Annotated in this window: 13 protein-coding genes and 4 tRNA genes; 4 read left to right on the plus strand and 13 right to left on the minus strand. The window is 62.3% G+C overall.

Going from position 1 to position 18,397, the window contains the following annotated elements; genetic code table 11:
* Positions 1-3: 3 nt before the first annotated feature.
* From FCK22_RS01665 to FCK22_RS01675, 3 genes are all read right to left on the minus strand, one after another.
* Positions 4-2,559: a penicillin-binding protein 1A gene (locus FCK22_RS01665; protein WP_067268680.1), complete on the minus strand. Its 2,556-nt coding sequence runs from the start codon at positions 2,557-2,559 to the stop codon at positions 4-6.
* 128 nt (positions 2,560-2,687) lie between these two features.
* Positions 2,688-3,908, minus strand: a complete 1,221-nt coding sequence (locus tag FCK22_RS01670) for an N-acetylmuramoyl-L-alanine amidase (protein WP_067268655.1) — start codon at positions 3,906-3,908, stop codon at positions 2,688-2,690.
* 59 nt (positions 3,909-3,967) lie between these two features.
* Positions 3,968-5,110 carry an aminotransferase class I/II-fold pyridoxal phosphate-dependent enzyme gene (locus FCK22_RS01675; RefSeq protein ID WP_067268653.1) on the minus strand — a complete coding sequence of 381 codons (1,143 nt, stop codon included), beginning with the start codon at positions 5,108-5,110 and terminating at the stop codon, positions 3,968-3,970.
* Positions 5,111-5,206: 96 nt separating this feature from the next.
* Between FCK22_RS01675 and FCK22_RS01680 the strand changes: the two genes are divergently transcribed.
* Both FCK22_RS01680 and FCK22_RS01685 read left to right on the plus strand, forming a co-directional pair.
* Positions 5,207-5,956, plus strand: coding sequence for a DsbA family protein (locus tag FCK22_RS01680; protein WP_067268652.1), 750 nt, complete (start codon positions 5,207-5,209; stop codon positions 5,954-5,956).
* 2 nt (positions 5,957-5,958) lie between these two features.
* A complete protein-coding gene (locus FCK22_RS01685) occupies positions 5,959-6,324 on the plus strand; it encodes a hypothetical protein (RefSeq protein ID WP_136720157.1) in 366 nt (121 codons plus the stop codon).
* Between the two features lie 257 nt (positions 6,325-6,581).
* Here the strand turns inward: FCK22_RS01685 and ispG are convergent, their stop codons facing one another.
* The 3 genes from ispG to hemA all read right to left on the minus strand — a co-directional run bounded on the left by ispG (position 6,582) and on the right by hemA (position 10,439).
* Positions 6,582-7,706 carry a flavodoxin-dependent (E)-4-hydroxy-3-methylbut-2-enyl-diphosphate synthase gene (ispG, locus tag FCK22_RS01690; protein WP_067265051.1) on the minus strand — a complete coding sequence of 375 codons (1,125 nt, stop codon included), beginning with the start codon at positions 7,704-7,706 and terminating at the stop codon, positions 6,582-6,584.
* 87 nt (positions 7,707-7,793) lie between these two features.
* The gene (locus FCK22_RS01695) at positions 7,794-9,095 is read right to left on the minus strand and encodes a RodZ domain-containing protein (protein WP_067265048.1); all 1,302 of its coding nucleotides are present in this window, start codon (positions 9,093-9,095) and stop codon (positions 7,794-7,796) included.
* A gap of 120 nt (positions 9,096-9,215) precedes the next feature.
* Positions 9,216-10,439: a 5-aminolevulinate synthase gene (gene hemA, locus FCK22_RS01700; protein ID WP_067265045.1), complete on the minus strand. Its 1,224-nt coding sequence runs from the start codon at positions 10,437-10,439 to the stop codon at positions 9,216-9,218.
* Between the two features lie 222 nt (positions 10,440-10,661).
* On the opposite strand from hemA, the gene FCK22_RS01705 reads away from it, so the two are divergent.
* A complete protein-coding gene (locus tag FCK22_RS01705) occupies positions 10,662-11,738 on the plus strand; it encodes a histidine kinase dimerization/phosphoacceptor domain -containing protein (RefSeq protein ID WP_067265042.1) in 1,077 nt (358 codons plus the stop codon).
* Between the two features lie 81 nt (positions 11,739-11,819).
* Entirely contained in the window at positions 11,820-13,190 is a 1,371-nt protein-coding gene (locus tag FCK22_RS01710) for a M20/M25/M40 family metallo-hydrolase (protein WP_067265040.1), read from the plus strand.
* Positions 13,191-13,316: 126 nt separating this feature from the next.
* On the opposite strand, the gene FCK22_RS01715 is transcribed toward FCK22_RS01710, so the two are convergent.
* The 7 genes from FCK22_RS01715 to lon form a co-directional block, all read right to left on the minus strand.
* Positions 13,317-13,393: transfer RNA gene (locus FCK22_RS01715), tRNA-Asp, on the minus strand.
* A gap of 151 nt (positions 13,394-13,544) precedes the next feature.
* Positions 13,545-13,621, minus strand: a tRNA-Asp gene (locus FCK22_RS01720).
* A 392-nt stretch (positions 13,622-14,013) separates the two neighbouring features.
* Positions 14,014-14,089: transfer RNA gene (locus FCK22_RS01725), tRNA-Val, on the minus strand.
* Between the two features lie 41 nt (positions 14,090-14,130).
* A complete protein-coding gene (locus tag FCK22_RS01730; protein WP_136720159.1) occupies positions 14,131-14,700 on the minus strand; it encodes a histidine phosphatase family protein in 570 nt (189 codons plus the stop codon).
* Entirely contained in the window at positions 14,697-15,278 is a 582-nt protein-coding gene (locus tag FCK22_RS01735) for a histidine phosphatase family protein (RefSeq protein WP_067265035.1), read from the minus strand. The genes FCK22_RS01730 and FCK22_RS01735 overlap by 4 nt, the downstream gene beginning before the upstream one ends.
* Before the next feature lie 132 nt (positions 15,279-15,410).
* Positions 15,411-15,485, minus strand: a tRNA-Val gene (locus FCK22_RS01740).
* A 152-nt stretch (positions 15,486-15,637) separates the two neighbouring features.
* On the minus strand, positions 15,638-18,049 hold the full coding sequence (gene lon / locus FCK22_RS01745; RefSeq protein ID WP_067265032.1) for an endopeptidase La: 2,412 nt from the start codon (positions 18,047-18,049) through the stop codon (positions 15,638-15,640).
* Positions 18,050-18,397 lie beyond the last annotated feature (348 nt).

Raw genomic sequence — 18,397 nt, forward strand, 5'->3', positions numbered from 1 at the left:
TGATTAGTAAAGACCGCCGGAGCTCAGCGTGCCAAAGCTCGCCTTGGGGCCGACGGTGGCTTTCTTGCCGGTCGATGTGGTGACCTCACGCGAAGAGGAGCCGCCCAGTTCTTCGACGAGCGGCAGGTCCGCCCCCATCGCAAAGCCGCCATCGAAAGAGATGCCAAAGAGCGGCTCTTCGCCATCGCGGAAACATTCCGACACGACATTGGCGCCGGTGGCGCTGTCGCTCAGCCGCGCGCCGGTGAAACGGTCGATCTTGATAAAGCGGCACTGGTCGGGGACTGCGAAGTCACCGCCGCCGTATTTCTTGATCGCTTGGCTCATGAAGCGTTGGAACACGGGCGCGCAGAGCCGCCCGCCCCCCGCGCCCCGGCCCATCGGGCGCGGGGTGTCGAAACCGATGTAGCAGCCCGCCACCACGTTGGAGGAAAAGCCCACGAACCACGCGTCTTTCTCATCGTTGGTGGTGCCTGTCTTGCCCGCGATCGGCACCGGCAGGTTCACCGCATTGCGCGCCGTGCCACGCTCAACCACGCCCCGCATCATGGAGGTCAGCTGATAGGCGGTCACCGGGTCCATCACCCGCTCGCGGTTGGAAATGATCCGCGGCGCCTCGCCGGGGGCGAGGTTGATCTGCTCACAGTCGTAGCATTTGCGCTCATCATGTTTGTAGACGGTGCGGCCATAACGGTCTTGCACCCGGTCGACCAAAGTGGGCTGCACCCGCTCACCGCCATTGGCGAACATCGCATAGGCCGAAACCATTTGATACAGCGTGGTTTCCTGACTGCCGAGCGCGTTTGACAGCAAGGGCGCAAGGTCGTCGTAAACCCCGAAACGCTCCGCATAGCTGCCGACCACATCCATGCCGACTTCCTGAGCCAGACGGATGGTCATCAGGTTGCGCGACTGTTCGATCCCGGTGCGCAAAGGCGTCGGCCCGTAAAACTTATGGGACGCGTTCTGCGGGCGCCAAACGCCCTGCGGCGTGTTGATCTCAATCGGGGCGTCGACCACGATGGTCGCGGGGCTATAGCCGCTGTCGAGCGCGGAGGCATAGACAAAGGGCTTGAAGCTCGACCCCGGCTGGCGCTTGGCCTGTGTGGCCCGGTTGAACACGCTCGCCTGATAGGAAAAGCCGCCCTGCATCGCGATCACGCGGCCCGTGTGCACGTCCATCGCGACGAAACCGCCCTGCACTTCCGGCACCTGCCGCAATGTCCAGCGGATGAAAGAGCCGTCGCTGTCCGATGTCATGCGACGGACCAAGACGACCTCACCCACCTCAAGCAGGTCGCCCGCCACCTGAGCCTTGCGCCCGAGGGATCCGTCGTCCAGCCGCTTGCGCGCCCATTGCACGTCTTTGGCCGGGATCCAGTGGCCGTCTTCGTCATCCTCGACGCCTTCGATCCCGATGCGGGCGTCATTGCTGCCGACTTCAAGCACCACCGCCGGATACCACTGGTTCTCCAGATCGATGTCACGCGGCACCCGCAAGTCCGCCAGCGCGGCGCGCCATTCCTCTTCACTGTCCAGTTGATCGGCGGGGATCTCAAAACGCGTCCCGCGCCAGATGCCCCGCCCGCGGTCATATTGCTCCAGCTGACGGCGCAGGGCGTTGGCGGCGATAGGCTGCATCTCGTTGTCGATGGTCGCGCGCACGGTCAGACCACCGGTAAAGAACTCCCCCTCGCCGAAATCTTCGCTCAACTGGCGGCGAATTTCGTCGGTGAAGTAATCCCGCGGCGGCAGTTCGGCCTTGAAGCTTTCGAAATCGCCGTTCTGGACCGAGCGCAGCGGCTGCGCCACTTCGGTTTCATAGACCGCTTCCGAGATATAGCCGTTCTCTTTCATCTCCCGCAGCACGAAGTTCCGCCGCGCCAGCAGCCGGTCCTTGCGACGCACCGGGTGGTAATCCGAGGGCGCCTTGGGCAGCGAGGCGAGGAAGGCCGCCTCATGCGGGGCCAGCTCGCTCAGCGTCTTGTTGAAATACGTCTGGCTCGCCGCAGCCACGCCATAGGAGTTCTGGCCGAGGAAAATCTCGTTCAGATAGAGCTCGAGGATTTTCTCTTTGCTCAAGGTCTCCTCAAGGCGCGAGGCAAGGATGATCTCCTTGATCTTACGCTCGGCCCGGCGGTCGCCCGACAACAGGAAGTTCTTCATCACCTGCTGGGTGATCGTCGAGGCCCCGCGCACGTCGCGCCCGCGCGATTTGACCGCATCCACCGCCGCCGCACCGATGCCGCGCAGGTCATAGCCCTCATGGGTGTAGAAGTTCTTGTCCTCTGCCGAGATGAAGGCCTGTTTCACCAGATCCGGAATGGTATTGGCCGGGGCGAAAAGGCGGCGTTCCTTGGCGAATTCGTCGATCAAACGGCCTTGGCCCGAGTAAATCCGGCTGATCGTTGGCGGCGTGTATTGCGCCAGCGACTCGTGGCTGGGCAAATCCCGGCCATACATCCAGAACACCGCCCCGATGGTCAACGCCACCATGCCGACGCTCAGGGTCAGGGTGGTAAAGATCCCCCCGAAAAAGGACAGAACAAATCGAAACACGCGCGCGGACCACCATTGGCTAAGGACAGTTCCGAGCCTATACAGGATGCGCTGGCGCGGGTCAAAACACATGGCCGCCAGCGGGGGCGAATCTTCGCCCATCGCGAAAGCAGCCACATCTTTTTATTTTACTTTCTGATCAATGACTTGAGCGCCGCATCCTGATCACGCCACGTCACGATCGCATCCGCCATCGCGCTCACCATCGATGCCCGCCACACCGGATCACGCAGATTGGTCAGATCGCGCTTGGAACTCAGGAACCCCACTTCGACCAAAACTGAAGGAATATCGGCGGACTTCAAGACCGAGAAACCCGCCCGCCGCAGGGGCCGGCTGTTCAACGGCCCGCCCGCTGCGCCCATGCCATCGACCAGAATCTCGGCCAGCGCATCCGAGCGCGGCTCGGTCTCTTGCCGGGCAAGATCCAGCAGGATGCCCGCCACCTGATCATCCGAGCCGGTCAAATCCGCCCCCGCGATGATGTCAGACCGGTCATGCCGCGCCGCGAGATGTTCGGTCGCCACATCGCTGGCATCGTCGGAAAGGGTATAGACCGTCGCCCCGCTGGCCCCGCCCTGCGACAGGCTGTCGGCATGGAGCGAGATGAAAAGATCCGCTTCGGCCTGATGGGCGATGGCGACCCGGTGCTCTAAGGCGACGAAAATATCCTCATCCCGGGTCAGCAAGACATCCACGCCCTTGCGCCGCAGCGCATCGCGCAGGTCGCGGGCGAAGTTGAGCATCAGGTCTTTCTCGTCCAACCCCTCGCGCTGCGCACCGGGGTCAATGCCGCCGTGGCCGGGGTCCAGAACGACGGTGAAACTGTCCTTGTCTGCCGCCTCAGGTTTCGGCGGCGCGGTGAGCGCGGTGGTCCAATCAGGGTCCACCGGCGCGCCTGCGGCCTTGGCAAAGGTCGCAGGTTCAACCGTCTCCAAGGTAATCTCAAGCCGCGCCTTGGCGCTGCTTGCATCCACAGGCATGCCAATCTCAGCTGGAACCATCGGCTCGGCCAGATCCGCCACCAGACGCGACCAACCGGGTTGAAACGCACCAAACCGGAGAGCCGAGATACGGCCCGGTTTTACCAACAGATCCCCCCGGGCGACATTCGACCAATCCGCCTCGCGGAAATCGACGATCAGGCGGGCGGGATCATCCAGCAGAAAAACCCGGAAAGGCACGCCCTGGCTCAGCGCCACGGTCAAATCGGTCTTGCCGAACCAGCGATCACTCACCGCGCTCTCAACCGGATCGACCCGTGCCAGCGCCGTCAACTCCTGCGCCGCGACGGTGACCGGCCCCGCACAGGCCAACAAGACTGCCAGTCCCCTAAAGATTGCCCGCATGATCGATCACCCTGCCCGTTTTCGCCCTTCTATCACCTGCCGCGCGGCCAAACCAGCGCTCAGCGCGCCGCCATGAAGGCTTTGAGCCGGGCGATGCCCTCCTCCATATCCGCCGTGCTGCGCGCATAGGAAAAGCGCAGCGTCTTATGCCCCCGCGCCGGGTCGAAATCGAGCCCGGGGGTCACGGCGACGCCAGCCTTCTCCAGAATTTCCGCCGCAAAGGCGCGGCTGTCATCGGTAAAGCGCGAAACATCGGCATAGACGTAAAACGCCCCATCGGGCGGCGCGATGTCGGTAAACCCCGCCTCTTGCAAACCGGTGATCATCAGGTCGCGATTGCGGCGGTAGGCCGCGAGATTGGCCTGCAATTCGTCGTCACAGTCCATCGCCGCCAGCGCGGCGATCTGGCTGGCATGGGGCGCGCAGATGAACATGTTCTGCGCGATCCGCTCGACCACGCGCACCTGATCCTCGGGCACCACCATCCAACCCACGCGCCAGCCGGTCATCGAGAAATACTTCGAGAAGGAGTTGATCACATAGCAGTCATCGGTGACCTCCAGCGCGGTTACGGCCTTCTTGTCATATTCGATGCCGTGATAAATCTCATCCGAAATGAAGGACATGTCATTGGCCGCACAAGCCTCCGTCAGCGCCGTCAAGGCGGGTCGGTCGAGCATCGTGCCCGAAGGATTGGCAGGGGAGGCCACGAGCAAACCGCGCAGGTCTTGCCCTGCGAAATCCGCCGCGACTGGCTGATATCTGTTCTCCGGCGCGGCGGGCAGATCGACGGGCTGCATCCCCAAGGCGCGCAGGATCTGACGGTAGCTGGGATAGCCCGGCGCCCCGATGCCCACCCGATCCCCGGAATCGAAGAGCGCAGTAAAAGCCAGCAAAAACCCGCCCGAGGATCCGGGGGTAATCACCACCCGCGCCGGATCGAGATCGACGTTATACCATTCGCCATACATCTGCGCGATCCGCGCGCGCAAAGCAGGCAGGCCAAGCGCCACGGTATAGCCCAAAGCCCCCTCACTCATCGCCTTGGTCAGCGCCTGAGCCGCCCCCTTCGGCGCGCCTGTGCCGGGCTGGCCAACTTCCATATGAATGATGTGACGGCCCGCCTCCTCGGCGGCGCTGGCGGCCTGCATCACGTCCATCACGATAAAGGGATCAACGGCGGACCTGGTTGAATTGCGCATGGGCTTGCTCCTACTGTCGGCATGTGCTTTCACCGCGCCTGATGCCGGGCGTCAACCCTTGGCCCCTATTTCGCAGCTTTACCGAAAGGACCGCCCATGTTCGCCCGCCTCCTCGCCCCCGCCCTTGCCAGCGCAGTCACCCTTGCCGCTCCCGCCGGGGCGATGGACCTGACCGAGCTTACGGACGCCGAACGCGCGCAGTTCCGGGCCGAGGTCCGCGCCTATCTGATGGAAAACCCCGAAGTCATCCTGCAAGCGGTGGAGCAGATGCAAAACCGTCAGGCCCAAGCGCAGATGCAGGCGGATTTCGATCTGGTCTCGGCCAATGCCGATGAGATTTTCGACGATGGCTACTCTTGGGTCGGCGGCAACCCGGAGGGGGACATCACGCTGGTCGAATTCCTCGACTACCGCTGCGGCTACTGCAAACGCGCCCATGGCGAAGTGGCCAAACTGCTGGAAACGGACGGCAACATCAAACTGATCGTCAAAGAGTTCCCGATCCTTGGCGAGCAATCGCTGCTGGCCTCGCGCTTTGCCGTGGCGACCAAACAGGTCGCGGGCGATGACGCTTACAAACAACTGAACGATGCGCTGATGGCCTTCAACGGAGCGGTCACCCTCCCCGCCCTGCGCCGCTTGGGCGAAAGCTTCGATCTGGATGTCGCAGCGATCGAGGCCGAGATGGACAGCGACGCGGTCACGCAAGAGATCGCCCAAACCCGCGCGCTGGCCCAAAAGCTGCAAATCACCGGCACCCCCACCTTCGTCATGCAAGACGAAATGCTGCGCGGCTACCTGCCCTATGATCAAATGATGGCACTGGTGGAAGAAAAGCGCGGCTAAAAATGCGCGCCCCGGCAGTCTTGGCCGCGCTCGCGCTGGCCCAGCCCGCCGGGGCCGATGAACCGACCGCGCGTGATGCGTTTGAAACCGAACTCCGCGCCGCGATCGTCGCCAATGGCGATGTCATCGCCAAAGCGCTGGCCGGCCCAACGCAGATGCAACGGCATATCCAAAACGACCTGTCTCTGCTCGAACAGCTCGCTCCTGACCTTCTGGCAGGCCACCCCATCGCGCTTTCCACCGCAGTAGACTGCGAGACCTGCGCTGCCGCCGCCAAAGAATTGACCGCAATCACAAAGCGTTACGACATCACCTTCATCCAACACGATCTCAGCCACCCCCAGCCCGCCCGCTGGCCGCCGCCCTAGGGCTCACCGACGCCCCCTTCTACGTGCTGCCCGAAATGATCCTCAACGGCCACATGCCCCCCATCGTCCTCGAAAAACATCTCACCCCAAACAAGGTGAAGACGCCCCCCCCCAACCCACTGATTAATAAAAACTTCCTCCAAAAGACAAAGCGCGCCAACCTCCCGGCTCACGCGCTTCCCCCTCATCTTCATCCTTTTAAAAATACCTCTGCGCAGCCTCTCAACCAACGCAGCCCAAGCGGACCAGCCCCCAACCTACTCAGCCGCCTTCACCGCCTCAGCCTCAATCTGCGCCGCGCGTTCCTCAACCTGCTCGACAATATGATCAATCATACCTTCATTGCCGAGCTTATGGCTTTGTTTGCCCGCCAGATAGACCATGCCAGACCCGGCCCCGCCACCGGTAAAGCCCACATCGGTCATCAGCGCCTCGCCGGGGCCGTTCACCACGCAGCCGATGATCGACAGGCTCATCGGCGTCTTGATATGCTCCAGCCGTTTCTCCAAGGTCTCAACGGTTTTGATCACGTCGAACCCCTGCCGTGCGCAGGAGGGGCAGGAGATGATGTTCACCCCACGGTGCCGCAGCCCGAGGGATTTGAGAATCTCATAACCGACCTTCACCTCTTCCACCGGATCGGCGGAGAGGGAAACGCGGATCGTATCACCGATACCGCTCCACAAAAGGTTGCCCAGACCGATGGCCGATTTGATCGTGCCCGACATCAGCCCGCCCGCCTCGGTGATGCCAAGGTGGATGGGCGCGTCGGTGGCATCGGCGAGCTGTTGGTAGGCCGCCGCGGCCATGAAGACGTCCGAGGCTTTGCAGGAAATCTTGAACTCGTGGAAATCGTTGTCTTGCAGGATTTTGATGTGATCCAGCCCGCTTTCGACCATCGCATCGGGGCATGGCTCGCCGTATTTCTCCAGCAAATGCCGCTCCAGCGAGCCCGCGTTCACGCCGATGCGGATTGAGCAATTGTGGTCCCGGGCGGCTTTGATGACCTCGCGCACCCGCTTTTCATCGCCGATGTTGCCCGGGTTGATGCGCAGACAAGCGGCACCGGCCTCGGCGGCTTCAATCCCGCGCTTGTAGTGAAAGTGGATGTCCGCAACGATGGGCACCGATACTTCGGGAACGATCTCACGCAGGGCTTTGGAGGAGTCCTCATCCGGGACCGAGACGCGCACGATATCGGCGCCCGCGTCGGCGGCGGCTTGGACCTGTGCGATGGTGGCGGCGACATCGGTGGTCAGCGTATTCGTCATGGTCTGCACGGTGATCGGCGCATCACCGCCCACCGGCACATTGCCCACCATGATCTGCCGGGACTTGCGACGCGGAATATCGCGCCAAGGGCGAATGGAATGAAGCGACATGAAGACACCTTTCGCGGGATCAGGGGCTATGGCCCCTACCTATTCAGCCGGGGCCTCATGTGCAATGGGAAGCGGCGGCCCGCGGGTTTAGCTGCCCTGACAGGGCATCGCCGCCAGAGCGGAGGGGTCGAGCGAGTCTTCGAGATCGGCAAACATCCGGCTGAGCGATTGCTCCGCCGTCGGATCGACCGGCTCATAAAGCTCGGCCAGCGCCTGCGCGTGGAGCGGCACGTTGGAGGTCACCGCCCCACGCGGCCCCACGGGGCCGAAACAGCCATCCGCCATGGCGAAATAAAGCGCACCGGATTCGCCCGTCCGAAGGGAGGGCGGCTCTTCGGTAACGGGGACATCCCATGTGTCGCCCTTGTTCATCACGCCTTCGAAAATCACTGTACCGTCAGCCGCCCGCACCCGCACCCATGAGGGGTAAGCGGCGACCATGCGCACTTTCTCTCCCAAAGGCTCCACAACCTGTGGTTTGGGCAAGTCCGTATCGGCATTGGCGAGCATCACCGCCTCGTCGATGGCGCTGGTGATGCTGTCATCACCCTCCGCCGCCTCGGCGACCACGGTGCCTTGCGCGGCGGTATCGGGGCGGTCCGGCGTCGGGAAATTGCTGACAGAGCGCGGGTCGATGGAAGCAATCGGCGCGTCACGCGCCACCAGCACCGGCACGTCAAGCGCTTGTGGGCGATAAAGCCGGTCCAGCGCCTCGGCCCGGGGGCTTTCCACGCTTTTCGGCGCGGCGGAATCGTCTTCTGCGTCAGGCGCGCTGGCCAGCGCCCCATCCAGCGGATCGAGATCGGAAAGCACGATCGGGGTCTGATCCACCGGGGCCACCTGCACGCGCTGCACCTCTTTCAGCACGGTCCAGCCGCCAAAACCAATGGCCGAGATCAACGCGATCAGCACCAGCGAAGAGCCAACCGCCCCCGGCTCAATCCGGCTGAGCAACCCGTCTCCCGTGGGCACGAAGGGCGTGTTGGGCCGGGCGAAAAGATCGTCTTCCTTCGGGGACTTGCGGCGTTCCTCAAAGCTCGGCTTTTTGACGACGGAGGCTTCGGCGGACATGCCATGGGCCACGGCGAAACCGGATTCCTTGCAGAAGGCGGCAAAGGCCTGATCGGGGTCCATATTGAGGTAGCGCGCGTAGGAGCGCACATAGCCCGCGATGAAGCCGGGGGTGTCAAATGCGCCGGGATCACAGTTTTCGATAGCGGCGATATAGGAGGCTTTGATGCGCAATTCGCGCTGCACGTCGAGCAGGGATTTACCAAGCGTGGCCCGTTCGCCGCGCATGACATCCCCCAACCGCAATTCGAATGCATCGAACCCTTTGGGTTCGACTGTTTCGTCCTCAGCGGTTCTGGAGGCCCATCGCCCGATCATCAATATGCCCTGTCCCTGTTAGCCTGTAGCTTTGATCCAAACACGCCCCAACGATTCGGATGTAGCCTTTTCTTGACAAAAGGCTACCACAAGACAACGGAAAACACGAATAGCGCTGCGTTAGCCCGCAGCTTCGGCACGATTCAGCGCACAATGCGACCAAAGCACGTCCATCCCCCGGACAAGCGCGTCCATCTCTTTGGGCCCATGGACTGGCGAAGGCGTGAAGCGCAACCGCTCCGTGCCGCGCGGCACGGTGGGGAAGTTGATGGGCTGAACATAGATGCCGTGATCTTCGAGCAGCATGTCCGACAGAAGCTTGGTGTGCACCGGGTTGCCCACCATGACGGGCACGATGTGGCTGCCATGATCGATGATCGGCAGGCCCAGCCCCTTCAGCCGCAGCTTCAACGCCTTGGCCTGCTGCTGGTGTTTCTCTCGCAGCTCGGGCGCGCGTTTGAGATAGGCGACCGAGGCCGCAGCCCCGGCAGCCACGGCAGGCGGCAGCGAGGTGGTAAAGATGAACCCCGGCGCATAGGAGCGGATCGCGTCGCACATCTTGGCCGAGGCGGCGATATAGCCGCCCATCACGCCGTAGGCTTTGGCCAGCGTGCCGTTGATGATGTCGAGCCGGTGCATCAGCCGGTCACGCTCGGCGACCCCTGCCCCGCGCGGGCCGTACATGCCAACCGCGTGCACCTCGTCGATATAGGTGAGCGCGCCGAATTCATCCGCCAGATCGCAGATCTCTTCGATGGGGCCGAAATCGCCGTCCATCGAATAGATCGATTCAAAGGCGATCAGCTTGGGCGCGGCAGGGTCATCCGCTTCCATCAATTCGCGCAGATGGGCGACATCGTTGTGGCGGAAAATACGCTTGGCCCCGCCATTGCGGCGCACGCCTTCGATCATGGAGGCATGGTTCAGCGCGTCGGAATAGATGATCAGCCCCGGAAACAGCTTGGGCAGGGTCGAGAGCGTGGCATCATTGGCGATATAGGCCGAGGTGAACAGCAGCGCCGCTTCCTTGCCATGCAAATCGGCCAGTTCGGCCTCTAGCTGCTTGTGATAGACCGTCGTGCCCGAGATGTTGCGCGTCCCGCCAGAGCCTGCGCCAGTGGCGCGCAGCGCTTCTTCCATGGCTTCGATCACCACGGGGTTCTGCCCCATGCCCAGATAGTCGTTGCCGCACCAAACGGTGATATCCTGCTGCGACCCGTCGGGTTTGGTCCAGACGGCATGGGGGAACTGACCATTGCGACGCTCGATGTCGATGAAGGTCCGGTAGCGTCCTTCGTCATGCAGGCGCGCAATCGCCGCGTCGAGCTTCTCGTTATAGTCCATGCGCGTCTCCATCTTTTGGCGCGAACAGGAGGAGGCCCCTCCATATTCAGCTTTTAGAATGATTACAGATCCAAAGCCGAAGCTTCAATCTCTTATCCCGGCCCCTTTGCGGGGCGAACTGTCGCAGGCGCTGCGCGTTCTACGCTCGATTTAAGATTGTTCGCTTGTATTGCCAGCCGCTTTCATGTTTCCAAAGGACCAACCCAGAAAGGGCAGTTTGTTTTGCGCGCCAATCCACATCCCCAGCAGGACCAGCGCCTGCGGACGCTGTATAATTACGAGATTCTCGACACCCCGCGCGAGGAGGAGTTCGACGAGATCGTCGAGCTTGCGGCTGAGATCTGTGACGCGCCGATTTCAGTGATCAACCTGATCGACAAGGACCGCCAGTGGTTCAAGGCCGAAGTGGGTCTGGGTGCGCGAGAGACGCCGCTCGAAACCTCGCTCTGCTCTCATGCGATTCTGGAAGAGCTCTTTGTCGAAATTCCCGACACGCTGAAAGACCCGCGCATGGCCGACAACCCGCTCTGCACCGCAGGCGACGGGCTGCGGTTTTATGCAGGTGCCCTGCTGATTGCGTCCAACGGGCTGCCGCTTGGCACGCTGTGCATCCTCGACACCAAACCCCGCAGGCTGACCGCGCTGCAACGTAAGGCGATCTCTGTCTTATCCCGTCAGGTGATGAAACAGCTCGACCTGCGCCTTTCCCTGCGCAGCCAAGCCGTTCTGATGAGCGAGGCCGACCACCGGGTCAAAAATTCGCTCCAGACACTGTCGGCCATGGTTCGGCTGCACACCCGGCAATTGGAGGACACGACCACGGTCAATGTGCTGAACGGCATTCAGCGCCGGGTCAACGCCATGGCAACCCTGCATGGGGAGCTGCAAACCGGACAGGGGCGCGATGAGGTCGATGCGGGCAAATACCTCGACAGGGTCCTGGAGCTTTTGCAGGAAACCGCACCGGGGCATGTCAAAATCAGCTACCGGTCGGACCCTGTGACCCTACGATCCAGCACGGCTTCGTCCTTGGGGCTGATCATTAGCGAGTTTGCCGCCAATTCCATCAAACACGCCTTCCCGGATGGCACGCCCGGCCATATCGAAATCGACCTCAGCCTGCGGGACGGGCATTTCCACCTTGAGTGCAAAGACGATGGCATCGGGGCCGCGAACGAGGGCAAAGGGCGGGCCGACAGCATTGGGCAGACCTTGATGGCGGCGGCGGCGTCGCAGTTGAATGCGCAGGTCGACAGCCAGCTTACCCCCGAGGGCAGCCGCCTCTCGCTTACCTTCTGAACGCTGGACCTGCGGCCACTGGACACGCCCTCCCCGCCTGATACCTTCGCGCCAAATTCACAAGCGCAAGGAATTATACCCATGTCCCTCGACGATGTTCTCGCCCGGATCGACAACGATCTGCCCGCCGCCACCGACCGTCTGTTGGACCTGCTGCGCATCCCGTCAATCTCGACCGATCCGGCCTATAAGGCCGATTGCGACCGCGCCGCCGATTGGCTGGTGGCCGACCTTACATCCATGGGCGTCGACGCCGAAAAACGCGCCACACCGGGGCATCCGATGGTCGTGGGCCATGTGGGCGAAGGCAAGCCGCATCTGCTGTTCTATGGCCACTATGACGTGCAGCCGGTCGACCCGCTGAACCTTTGGGACCGCGATCCCTTCGATCCGGCGGTTGAGGAGACGGAGAAGGGCCGCGTGATCCGGGGCCGCGGGGCCGCCGACGACAAGGGCCAGTTGATGACCATCATCGAAGCCCTGCGCGCGTGGAAAGAGGTGAAAGGCGATTGGCCCTGCCGCATCACCTTCTTCCTCGAAGGCGAAGAGGAATCCGGCTCCCCCTCCCTCGTCCCATTTATGGAGGAGAACGCGGAGGAATTGAAAGCCGATGTGGCGATGATCTGCGACACCGGGCTGTTCGAAAGCAAGACCCCCGCCATCGTCACCATGCTGCGTGGGCTTTTGGGCGAAGAGCTGACCGTCACTGCGCCGTCGAAAGACCTGCATTCGGGCATGTATGGCGGCATTTCGATGAACCCGATCCGCGCGCTAAGCAAGGTGATCGCCGCGCTGCATGACGACGAAGGCCGCATCACCATCCCCGACTTCTATGACGGCGTGCCGGACCTGCCCGAGGATCTGGAAGCGCAGTGGCAGGGCCTCGCCTTTGACCATAGCGCCTTCCTCGGCGACGTGGGTCTCAGCAAACCGGCGGGCGAGCAGGACCGCACCCCGCTTGAGATGATCTGGTCGCGCCCGACTTGTGAGGTCAACGGCATCTGGGGCGGCTATACCGGCGATGGCTTTAAAACGGTGCTGCCCTCCGAGGCGCATGCCAAGATCAGCTTCCGCCTCGTCGGCACGCAGGACCCGCTCGCCATCCGTGAGAACTTCCGCAAGATGGTGGCTGAGATGCTGCCCGAAGACTGCACGGTCGAATTCTCAGGCCACGGCGCCAGCCAAGCCTCGGGGGTGGACATTGGCCATGCGATGTTCGAACCCGCCCGCCAAGCGCTGAGCGACGAATGGCAGGTGCCTGCGGCCTATATCGGCTGTGGTGGCTCGATTCCGATTGCCGGGCATTTTCAGAAGATTCTCGGGACCGAGCCGATGCTGATCGGTTTCGGCAAGGATGACGATCAAATCCACTCCCCGAACGAGAAATACGACATGGAGAGTTTTCACAAAGGCATCCGCTCCTGGGCGCGCATCATTGATGCGCTGACCTGAGCAGATTGGCGATCGGGCCTGCCCGGTCGCCACCTATTCCATTGGTTGAGCCTCAAGAGGCAGGGCTGAATAAGCCTGCGCGAACTAGGGCTTAGCGCCTGCACGTTACGAAATAGAGGGGGAAAGTGGCGCGGTTGACGGGGCTCGAACCCGCGACCCCCGGCGTGACAGGCCGGTACTCTAACCAACTGAGCTACAACCGCGCGATGTGGGCGGAATAGGCCACGGGGCGCGGGGCGTCAAGCGCATTCGCGCGAGAAAATGCGCTTTCTCAAAAGAAGTTTTTGCGCGGCATTTTAAGGGGATTGGAAATGAAAAAAGGGACCTCAGAGAGGTCCCCTTTTCAGGCAGCGGTGGCGCGGTTGACGGGGCTCGAACCCGCGACCCCCGGCGTGACAGGCCGGTACTCTAACCAACTGAGCTACAACCGCCCGCTGCACTCTCCAGGTCGCCCCGGAGCGTTTGCGTGTTCTATGGTGAGGGCGCGCCGCCGTCAAGCGCGGTTTGCGCGAAAATGTGAGATTTTTGTAAGTTGTTCTGGGGGCGCTTGATGGGCTGGGTTTGAGGCCGAAAATCGGGTGGTTTTCCCGGAGGGATCGGGCCGCTTCTACTTGGCCGCCCCATGGTCGGGACTGACGAAGGCCGCAGTCTGGAATACTGTGACGCTGCGTGGGAAATCCGGGAGATGGCCCAATATCAATCTCTAAACGGGACGGTCGCGACAGCCTCGAACTCCCGACCCAGACTGACCGCGCAGCGGACGGGCGTCGGTCGGGCTCACCACTGGGGCAGCCGGTTGATCCAAATAAATAGGTTGGAGGGATGGTGGGTCGTGAGAGGCTCGAACTCCCGACATCTTCGGTGTAAACGAAGCGCTCTACCAACTGAGCTAACGACCCGACTTGGACCTGATAGCCCAAGGTGGGGGCGGGCTTCAAGCCTATAATGTCAGCCTTTCTTGCTGGCCGTTCTTAAGACGGAAAACCACCCCCTGCCCGCCTTGCATCTCCCGCAGCGCGGCGGGCGTGCGACCCAGTAAAATAAGGCGCAACATGCGCGATGTGATGCCGTGGGTGATCAGCACATGGGGGCCGGTCAGGCCGTCCAGAAAGCGCTGGCAGCGCTTGTGCAGCGCCGCGAATCCCTCGCCCTCGGGGGCGTGTTCGTAAAGATCGTAGGAATCACGCGCGGCGGGGGTTTGGCGCAGCAACGTCTCGCGCGACATTCCGGCCCAAGCGCCGATGCCGATCTCCCCCAAACGGGGATCAGGCGCAGCCTTTAGCCCCGTCCCCGCCAGCGCGATTTCGGCTGTGACCACCGCTCGCCCCTGCGGGCTGCTGAGCGCCGAGAACCCCGTCAGATCGCAGCGTTTCAGAATCGCATTCTGCGCCGCGGCCTGTTCCCGCCCCCGCTCGGTCAGCGGGGAATCGAAATGCCCTTGGAGCCGATTGGCGAGGTTCCACTCCGTCTCCCCATGGCGCAGGATATAGAGCGTCGGGTAACGACTCATGCGGGGGCTTCCAAGATGCGCTCGCTTCCGTTCTCCAACAGATAGACGCAGCCTTGCCGGTTGCTGAGCCGACCGGCCTCTGCCGGAGCGACGCCGCAGACCTCTGCCCGAAGCACCTGCCCCCAGAGCCTGTGGGCGACCAGCACCGTGGGCGCGATCAAACTGTCGAGCACCGCCCGAATCCGCGCGCGAAAGGCCGCCAGCCCCTCCCCGCCCGGCGCGGCGGCGTAGATCTCCAAGGGGGCCGGGTCGCGGGCCGCGAGGTCGGGGTACGCGGCGAATATCTCATCCCGGGTTGCCCCCTGCCAATCGCCCGCGTGTATCTCCATCAATCGCGCATCCGTCTGGAAAGCGGCCCCATTCAACGCAGTCCGCGCCGTCTGTTGCGCCCGGCCAAGCGGAGAGACGAGGATATCCGGCTTTTGTGCAAGGATCGAGGGCATGATCTGCGCTTGCCGCTCGGCCTCGGCGATGCCCTGATCGGTCAGCGGTGAATCGAGATGCCCTTGCAGACGAAACGCGCGATTCCACTCGGTCTGCCCGTGGCGTAGGAACCAGATTTTAGGATGTGCCGACATGTTCTCTCCGCCCGTGGTGCCCGTGGTATGGGCCGATGGGGATAAGGATCACTCCGACGCAGAGAAGGCAAGCCATGGGACATGAGCGCAGGCTCGAGGCAGCCAACTCATCTAACGCGAATTAGGGGAAAATGGTGGGTGATAAGAGATTTGAACTCCTGACATCTTCGATGTGAACGAAGCGCTCTACCACTGAGCTAATCACCCTTGCGGGGCGAAGTAGCCAATTGCGGCGCGGCTTGCAAGAGGGTTCGGCGCAAAAACTGTCGCGAGATGCGGCGGGCCCTGCCCCACAGTGGATACGAAAAACGCGCGCCCCGGAAGGCGCGCGTTCATGACATTTTGACAGGCTGCTCGCCTTAATGCGTGGTCGTGGCGTCCACGCCTGCGGCACGGGCCTTCATCGCGGCGGCTTCGGCGGCCTCTTGGGCGGCTTCGTCCCAATCGATCGCCTTCGGCTTGCTCACCAGCGCATGCTCCAAGACTTCCGAGACATGGCCCACCGGGATGATGGTCAGCCCCTCTTTGACGTTGTCGGGGATGTCCGGCAGGTCCTTCTCGTTCTCCTTGGGGATCAGCACCGTGGTGATGCCGCCGCGCAGGGCCGCGAGAAGTTTCTCCTTCAATCCGCCGATCGGCATGGCGTTACCGCGCAAGCTGACCTCGCCGGTCATGGCGATGTCACGCCGCACCGGGATCTGCGTCAGCACCGAGACGATCGAGGTCACCATCGCCAGACCGGCCGAGGGGCCGTCCTTTGGCGTAGCGCCGTCCGGCACGTGCACGTGGATGTCCAACGTGTCGAACTTCGGCGGTTTGATCCCGATCTGCGGAGAGATCGACCGGACGTAGGAACTCGCCGCGTCGATGCTTTCCTTCATCACGTCGCCGAGCTTGCCGGTGGTCTTCATCCGGCCCTTGCCCGGCAGGCGCAGCGCTTCGATGCTCAGAAGCTCACCGCCGACGGAGGTATAGGCCAGCCCGGTCACAACGCCGATCTGGTCCTTCTCCTCGGCCAAGCCGAAGCGGTGCTTGCGCACGCCGAGGAACTCTTCGAGGTTGTCGCCAGTGACAGTGACGCTCTCAGCCTCCTTCTTGACGATCTTGGTCAGCGACTTACGCGCCACCTTAGCGATCTCACGCTCAAGATTCCGCACGCCGGCCTCGCGGGTGTAGTAGCGGATCATGCCGGTGAGGGCCGAATCCTCGATCTCGAACTCGTTCTTCTTCAGTCCGTGGTTCTTGATCTGCTTCTGCACCAGATGCTGCTTGGCGATCTCGCGCTTTTCGTCCTCGGTGTAGCCCGAGAGCGGAATGATCTCCATCCGGTCCAGAAGCGGCCCGGGCATGTTGTAGCTGTTCGAGGTGGTCAGGAACATCACGTTCGACAGGTCGTATTCCACTTCGAGATAGTGGTCCACGAAGGTGCCGTTCTGTTCCGGGTCGAGCACTTCGAGCATGGCCGAAGCCGGGTCGCCGCGGAAGTCCTGACCCATCTTGTCGATTTCATCGAGCAGGATAAGCGGGTTCGTGGTCTTGGCCTTCTTCAGCGCCTGGATGATCTTGCCGGGCATGGAGCCGATGTAGGTCCGACGGTGGCCGCGGATCTCGGATTCGTCGCGCACGCCGCCGAGCGAGATGCGGATGAACTCGCGCCCCGTAGCCTTGGCGACCGATTTGCCAAGTGAGGTCTTGCCGACGCCCGGAGGGCCGACGAGGCACATGATCGGGCCTTTCATCTTGGTCGAGCGTTGCTGCACGGCGAGATACTCGACGATGCGTTCCTTGACCTTTTCGAGGCCATAGTGATCGTCATCCAGCACCTTTTGCGCGCGGCCCAAGTCTTTCTTCACGCGGGATTTCACGCCCCACGGGATCGACAGCATCCAGTCGAGGTAGTTGCGCACCACGGTGGCTTCGGCCGACATGGGCGACATGTTCTTGAGCTTCTTCAGCTCGGCCTCGGCCTTTTCGCGGGCTTCCTTGCTCAACTTGGTTTCGGCGATCTTGGCTTCGAGCTCGGCAACCTCGTTCTTGCCGTCTTCGCCGTCGCCCAACTCCTGCTGGATCGCCTTCATCTGTTCGTTCAAATAGTATTCGCGCTGCGTCCGCTCCATCTGGGACTTCACGCGGGTCTTGATCTTCTTCTCGACCTGCAGCACGGACATCTCGCCCTGCATCAGGCCGTAAACCTTCTCAAGCCGCTCGGAGATGCTCAGCGTTTCCAGCAAGTCCTGCTTCTGCTCGACCTCGATACCGAGGTGACCGGCCACGAGATCGGCCAGACGCGCGGGCTCGGCGCTTTCGCCAACGGCGGCAAGCGCTTCCTCGGGGACGTTCTTCTTGACCTTGGCGTAGCGCTCGAACTCATCGGCCACGGTGCGCAGCAGCGCTTGCGTGGTAGCCGCGTCACCCGGCATCTCGGTCAGATACTCGGCGCGGGCCTCAAAGAAGTTGTCGTTCTCGAGGTATTCGGTGATGCGCACCCGCGCCTGCCCTTCGACCAGCACTTTCACGGTACCGTCGGGCAGTTTCAGCAGTTGCAGCACATTGGCCAGCACACCGGCCTTGTAGATGCCGGATGTGTCGGGATCATCCTCGGCGGGGTCGATCTGGCTCGACAGCAGGATTTGTTTATCGTCCGCCATCACCTCTTCAAGGGCGCGGACGGATTTCTCGCGGCCAACGAAAAGCGGCACGATCATGTGGGGAAACACGACGATGTCGCGCAGCGGAAGCACCGGGTAGGATGCGTTCAGTGGCTCTAACATGCTCAATTCCTTATCTTAGCAAGACATCCGGGCCCCTGTCATAGGCGGCCTCTGACATCCCCTCTTCTGGACAGGACATGTGTGCATCCCGTCCGCCTGTTTCAATCCCTTGCGGGCTATTCGGCCGCCATCATCGCGCTTCGGCGGGGTGGAGGCAAGCGCGCGATGGGGTGAATTCGCCCCAATTGCACGCGTCGTAAGACAGGGGCGCCGCACGGGCGCCTGATCGGTCAGGCTTCGGCCTGTTCCAGCGTCGGGTAATCGGTAAAGCCTTCACGCCCACCGCCATAGTAGGTATCGGTATCGCCCTCGTTCAGCGACCCGTTCATCTGCCAGCGGCGCGGCAGA

Origin of the sequence: Sulfitobacter sp. 15WGC, assembly GCF_005068605.1 — a bacterium.
GTDB lineage: Bacteria > Pseudomonadota > Alphaproteobacteria > Rhodobacterales > Rhodobacteraceae > Sulfitobacter > Sulfitobacter faviae.

What these genes read in the sequence shown, in the direction of transcription:
- FCK22_RS01680 (WP_067268652.1), top strand. Translation starts at nt 5,207, where the DNA reads ATGTTCGCCCGCCTCCTCGCCCCCGCCCTTGCCAGCGCAGTCACCCTT.
- FCK22_RS01675 (WP_067268653.1), bottom strand. Translation starts at nt 5,110, where the DNA reads ATGCGCAATTCAACCAGGTCCGCCGTTGATCCCTTTATCGTGATGGAC.
- FCK22_RS01710 (WP_067265040.1), top strand. Translation starts at nt 11,820, where the DNA reads ATGTCCCTCGACGATGTTCTCGCCCGGATCGACAACGATCTGCCCGCC.
- FCK22_RS01670 (WP_067268655.1), bottom strand. Translation starts at nt 3,908, where the DNA reads ATGCGGGCAATCTTTAGGGGACTGGCAGTCTTGTTGGCCTGTGCGGGG.
- FCK22_RS01695 (WP_067265048.1), bottom strand. Translation starts at nt 9,095, where the DNA reads ATGATCGGGCGATGGGCCTCCAGAACCGCTGAGGACGAAACAGTCGAA.
- FCK22_RS01685 (WP_136720157.1), top strand. Translation starts at nt 5,959, where the DNA reads ATGCGCGCCCCGGCAGTCTTGGCCGCGCTCGCGCTGGCCCAGCCCGCC.
- lon (WP_067265032.1), bottom strand. Translation starts at nt 18,049, where the DNA reads ATGTTAGAGCCACTGAACGCATCCTACCCGGTGCTTCCGCTGCGCGAC.
- FCK22_RS01730 (WP_136720159.1), bottom strand. Translation starts at nt 14,700, where the DNA reads ATGAGTCGTTACCCGACGCTCTATATCCTGCGCCATGGGGAGACGGAG.
- hemA (WP_067265045.1), bottom strand. Translation starts at nt 10,439, where the DNA reads ATGGACTATAACGAGAAGCTCGACGCGGCGATTGCGCGCCTGCATGAC.
- ispG (WP_067265051.1), bottom strand. Translation starts at nt 7,706, where the DNA reads ATGTCGCTTCATTCCATTCGCCCTTGGCGCGATATTCCGCGTCGCAAG.
- FCK22_RS01735 (WP_067265035.1), bottom strand. Translation starts at nt 15,278, where the DNA reads ATGTCGGCACATCCTAAAATCTGGTTCCTACGCCACGGGCAGACCGAG.